Consider the following 4,728-nt stretch of genomic DNA (forward strand, 5'->3'; position numbering starts at 1 on the left):
GCGCATGGTACGGGCCATCAAAAGAGGCAGTGCAGAAATCATCCCCCATGCATGGGGGAAGGGTATGGTTCTGCTGAGCAGGATGGCCCCGCGGCTGATGGATTGGATTCTGAAACGCTACGCCTGAGATTGCTGCCTTGCCGGGTCCCTTTTCTCATGCGATGCCCAACTGGATTTCTTCTTATTTCGTACTTTTGCTTTCTTCGCCCGTTTAACTAAAATATTTCATATAGCCAGGACACCTAGTTTAACAGCACGAGGGATGTCTTCATCATTGGCACGGCAAGGCATACGACATGGGCTACCCCTTCTTGAGAGTTATCGGAATCGGCTTTCTCGTCATCGCTGGTCTGCGCACCGCCACGTGGCTTTCCATGGGCGGGACGGATCCGGCAGCCGTTCAAGCAAATCTCGCCGAGGCCCCCAAAACCAGCTCGTCCCCTCAAATGGAGGCTCCCACCACCCAGCGGGAACAAGACTTTCAGTCGAAAGGCGACACTCAAGTCCGCACGGAGATTGTGCGTCGGCTCCTAAAAGCGCTCGACAATCTCCCGAATGTCGATCCGAAACAAAAACGGGAACTGCGTCGCATCCTCCTCGATTCCGACAAGCAACTTGTGCAGGCGGTGAAGTCTCCCGAAACACCGCGTGCAACCTCTGAACAATCCGAGAGGAAAGAGCAGAAACCCTCAACAGATGGGGGCAAATCTCCATCTTTCGAAGGACCAAAGTCACCGGTCATTAAGGCGTTGCTCGACCTCTTGGACGACATTCCGCAGGACGATCTCGCAGACCATGATTCCCGACAAACAGACACATTGCGAGAGAACCTTATTCAAGCCGACAAGATCCTTTCCCAACACCTGGGGCGATCCGCCGTGAACCGAATCAAGGCGGCTAATCGCAAGCCAACTGTTCCACGCGTATTCAACCCACCGCGTAAAGCACAGGTGCCACCATCTCAACAGAACGCCGAATCAGAAAAGACCACTCAATGACGGCGATCCACCCGCGGTGAAAACACATTGTGTCAAGCCAAAGGGCCGTTCTTTTCGATACAGTTCATACAGTCGGCCGATCATCGCATCCCTGGAATGGCCCACTCCCTTCTGCCTGGGTCGGCCCCGGAGAAGCCTTCATCCGAATAGAACGGTTCACCGTTTATGACACGGACCGAACGGAATAAACAAACATGGGCGGCGGTCACGGGGCTGGTGATCGCCAGCACTCTCACCTGGTGCGGGTGCCGCTCGTATCCTTGGTCCCCCGAAAGTATGACGACCGGGAGTAGCCGTCCCACTCCCGGTCTCAATGTTCAGGCCTCCAAAAACGCGGCGCCCGATCAGGCGTCGTCTCCCACCCAACCGAAAAAGAACTCTCAGCGGGATTCCGAATATATCGCCCAGCTTGCAAAAGCCCGGACTTTGGAACGAGCCGGAAAACTTGACGCAGCCCGCGAAATCTACGAACGGCTGATTGTTTGGGCCCCCGAAAGGTACGAGGCGTACCACCGCCTCGCCGTTGTCTGTGACCGCCAGCAGAGGTTCTTGGAGGCCGAATCGCTCTATACGCAAGCCATTCGGCTCAATCCGAAAGATCCAAATTTATTTAACGACCTGGGCTATTGCTACCTGCTACAGGGGAAACTTGACAAAGCCGAACGGGCACTGCTCAAAGCAGTTGGCATTTCCCCTGCCAACGAGCGATACCGCAACAATTTGGGCCTTGTCTACGGTTACCAGGGCCGATACCAGGAAGCTCTTGAGCAGTTCCGCCGTGGTGGAAGTGAAGCTGACGCGTGGTACAATCTGGCGTATGTTCAGTGGATCCGGACGGAGGTCGACGCGGCGCGGCAATCACTTGAAAAGGCCCTCGCAATCAATCCTGGTCACGGACCGGCAAGGGAAAGCCTCGTGCGACTTTCCACTGGGCAATCGTTCTTTCCCGAAAATGCGCTTGCCAGCCGTTCGTGGCAACCGTATCAAAACGCACCTGAGTCGATTGCGGGTTCAGACGAGCAGTCACCGTCCGACCAGATCAAACAGGCCGGCTTTCAGGCGTCTTCCGGCACACTCCGACTGGGTCTCAGGGATCGTCCGAGCACTCAAACCCAGCTCGACGTGGCCCGATCATCCTGGGCCCAACGTGTCCAGCAACAATCAGAGCTTTCCTCCGCCCCAGAAGGCGGAAACCCTTATTGAACAGGCGAGGGCGCAAAGAATCTCTCGAGAATTCTTCCGAGGATTGCCTCACCCCTCGCGTTCGCGTGAACGATATCCCGCTTGAACCAATAGATATCCTCGCCGCACGTTCGGATGTACTGCCCCCATGGTCCCGTCATGTCCAGAAACCCCGTTTTTTCTTCTTCAGCGAGTTTCTTCAATCGCCCGCGAAAGCTGTTATCCTCTAATGGGATCTCAAAAGTCCACTCGGGATCGACACGCGGGTCCTTGTGCCCGAAACAAGGCGTCATCAGAAGAATGTCAGGGTCTGGGTCCAATTCCGCTCGAACCTGGCGAATGACTTCCCGCACCGATTCGATATCGTCGCGATGACTGATGCCCCCGATCATAAGTAGATCAGGTTTGTATTTGAGGACATACTCTTGAAGTTGAACGGGGTCTTTGTAATACCAGCAACCCGTGCTGCCGCGGACGGACGTGATCTTTTCAATATGAGCACCGGGATAGTGACGCTCGACAAGTTTTTCCCATGCAGAACGACTTGTATCGTTGACGATGCTGTCGCCAAGCATGACCACCCGGAGAGTTCCACCGCGCCGAAGAATTTCCATCGTCCGATCCAGATACCGCCAACGGTCGGCTGGCGGCGTCCATTGCAATGGAGACATCTCGCTGTAAATAAAGTCGATTCGCTCTAAGACCGGATCGATAGGCTTTTGCCCTTCCTTAGCCGCCGCAAGCGTACTGTAACACCCGGTTAAAACCAAAAACAACAATACTTTTCGGACCATCGCTGCACCCCCAATGTCTCGGGCATACATGAGCCACCGAAATTAATTGACCGCGCCATCCCTAGTGACGTCGACTCGCTACGCTTTGCCAAGATTAGCTCGTTTTTCGACCGGACGCCAGTGGGCCGACGTAAAACGCCCGATCTGGTGAGAGGCTTTCCATTCGCCACCTACCGGTTCAGACCTCGCTACCTGCGCACCTTTGCTTCACCCCGGCGAAAAGGAAGCGAAAACGGCAGAACATAGCAAACACAACAAGGAAAACACCAAACTGCGAAGTCCGCAGAAGCTCATGACGCGGAATAGCACTGAATGCCGTAGCAATACGGGAGCCACAGATAAGTCGAAACAGTTTAGAAGTTCACACTCGGTGGCCATCGAACTCAGCCGCTCGCGCCAATGCCGGAGGTGGGAGTTGAACCCACACGGCCCGAAGGCCACTGGATTTTGAGTCCAGCGCGTCTGCCATTCCGCCACTCCGGCCCAGTCCTTCCCCACGGCAAGCGGCAAGCCGCAGGGCGGGTTCTCGTTACCGCATCCGGCTGCGACGGTTACAACCTTTGCACCCGGCGCACTTCCTGAGCTCCCAGCCCGCGCGCCCCGTCTTTTTATGTCTCTTAAGTATCCTCGTAAACCGACGGGATGGCAAGTCCCGGTGCAATGTGAACGCAAAGGCCACCGCACAAGTGTTTGTGTGCCAATAACTTACGCATTACATTGCGAAACAAGCCACGATTGCCAGCAGCGTTCCAATCTGGTAGACTGGATCTTTTGAGCAGTTCCGCAGTGGAGTCCGAAGGTCTGACCGACTAATCCACGGCAGAACATTCACTTCCTGCGGTGGAGGATTCGGTTCCGGCGAAATTGACGGGCTGTCCGTGCAATCCCAGTCAGGAAACGCTCGTTTTGGTAGAGATTTCCCACCTCACGGTTACGGATACGTGTGATTATGTCTGACGCAACGGATCTTCCTGAAGCGGAAAATACCCCCCAAGCCAGCACACACTCTGCAGTCGGCGGTAACAGCGACGGCAACCGTCTGATTCCTCTTCCCATCGAGGACGAGCTCAAGTCGAGCTACCTCACATATGCTATGAGTGTGATTGTTAGCCGGGCGTTACCCGACGTCCGCGACGGTCTCAAGCCCTCGCAGCGCCGCATTCTTGTGGCGATGAATGACCTGAACCTGACGCCCGGCGCGGCACGGGTCAAATGCGCGAAGATCTGCGGTGATACGAGCGGAAATTATCATCCCCACGGCGAGAGCGTCATTTACCCCACGCTTGTCCGGATGGCGCAAGAATGGAATATGCGCTATGTCCTTATCGACAAGCAGGGGAATTTCGGATCGATTGCCGGGCTTCCCCCGGCGGCCATGCGCTACACAGAGGCCCGGCTGTCGCCGTATGCCGCGATGATGCTGGAGGATCTGGACCTGGACACCGTGGATTTTGTTCCCACATATGATGAACGGCGTCTCGAGCCCACCGTTCTTCCGTCCAAATTCCCCAATTTGCTAGTGAATGGGGCCACCGGCATTGCGGTGGGCATGTCCACCGAGATTCCCCCTCACAACCTCACTGAGATCTGCGACGCTCTTATCGCACTCATTGACGATCCCGATATCACCATTGACGAACTCATGGAAATCGTTCCCGGTCCGGATTTCCCAACCGGGGGCATCATCTGTGGGCGACGGGGAATTCGTCAGGGGTATTTGACCGGTCACGGGACCATCGTTATTCGCGCAAGGG

The 4,728-nt window shown here is 55.7% G+C and carries 4 protein-coding genes and 1 tRNA gene; 3 read left to right on the top strand and 2 right to left on the bottom strand.

The window, feature by feature from the left end; all coding sequences use genetic code 11:
• The first annotated feature begins 296 nt into the window (after positions 1-296).
• Positions 297-998, top strand: coding sequence for a hypothetical protein (locus ABJK56_RS20030; protein ID WP_347246463.1), 702 nt, complete (start codon positions 297-299; stop codon positions 996-998).
• A 165-nt stretch (positions 999-1,163) separates the two neighbouring features.
• A complete protein-coding gene (locus ABJK56_RS20035) occupies positions 1,164-2,201 on the top strand; it encodes a tetratricopeptide repeat protein (RefSeq protein ID WP_347246464.1) in 1,038 nt (345 codons plus the stop codon).
• On the opposite strand, the gene ABJK56_RS20040 is transcribed toward ABJK56_RS20035, so the two are convergent.
• Together ABJK56_RS20040 and ABJK56_RS20045 are read right to left on the bottom strand one after the other, a co-directional pair.
• Positions 2,195-2,974, bottom strand: a complete 780-nt coding sequence (locus ABJK56_RS20040; RefSeq protein ID WP_347246465.1) for an SGNH/GDSL hydrolase family protein — start codon at positions 2,972-2,974, stop codon at positions 2,195-2,197. The two genes, ABJK56_RS20035 and ABJK56_RS20040, sit on opposite strands and share 7 nt — an antisense overlap.
• A gap of 400 nt (positions 2,975-3,374) precedes the next feature.
• Positions 3,375-3,457: transfer RNA gene (locus ABJK56_RS20045), tRNA-Leu, on the bottom strand.
• 610 nt (positions 3,458-4,067) lie between these two features.
• On the opposite strand from ABJK56_RS20045, the gene ABJK56_RS20050 reads away from it, so the two are divergent.
• Positions 4,068-4,728, top strand: a 661-nt coding sequence (locus ABJK56_RS20050) for a DNA gyrase subunit A (protein WP_347246482.1), incomplete at its 3' end; no start/stop codon positions are given.

The sequence above is a fragment of the Thermogutta sp. genome (genome assembly GCF_039793925.1).
Classification (GTDB): Bacteria; Planctomycetota; Planctomycetia; order Pirellulales; family Thermoguttaceae; genus Thermogutta.

Bases quoted from the DNA above. Each gene is read 5' to 3' on its own strand.
- ABJK56_RS20030 (WP_347246463.1), top strand. From the start codon at position 297: ATGGGCTACCCCTTCTTGAGAGTTATCGGAATCGGCTTTCTCGTCATC.
- ABJK56_RS20035 (WP_347246464.1), top strand. From the start codon at position 1,164: ATGACACGGACCGAACGGAATAAACAAACATGGGCGGCGGTCACGGGG.
- ABJK56_RS20040 (WP_347246465.1), bottom strand. From the start codon at position 2,974: ATGGTCCGAAAAGTATTGTTGTTTTTGGTTTTAACCGGGTGTTACAGT.